Raw genomic sequence first — 300 nt, forward strand, 5'->3', positions numbered from 1 at the left:
CGGGTCGCCCAGCGCCCACAGTACCAGAAACGTACACAGCCCGTGACAGAAATCGAAGAAAAAGCTGGATAGATAGGCCGCGCCTATCGTCTGCCAGGTAAGGGGGCTGACGTAGCCGATGATGAAATACAGGTTCATGATCCAGCCGTACAGAAAGCCGGACAGGAAACCGTAAAGGCACAGCCGCAGGGGCGCGTGGTCGGTAAGCTGCCGCACAAAATGCAGCAGATCGCCCCGGTTGGTATTCTCCGGGCACAGCCTGTCCCACCATTGCGCCGCAAAGTGACGGCGGCTTCTGCC

General features: G+C 59.3%; 1 pseudogene. It reads right to left on the minus strand.

The features are described 5' to 3' along the window. Positions 1 to 300: pseudogene (locus ACOMDU_RS13760) on the minus strand (hypothetical protein); the annotation flags it as partial.

Source organism: Vescimonas sanitatis (genome assembly GCF_049060325.1).
Classification (GTDB): Bacteria; Bacillota; Clostridia; order Oscillospirales; family Oscillospiraceae; genus Vescimonas; species Vescimonas sanitatis.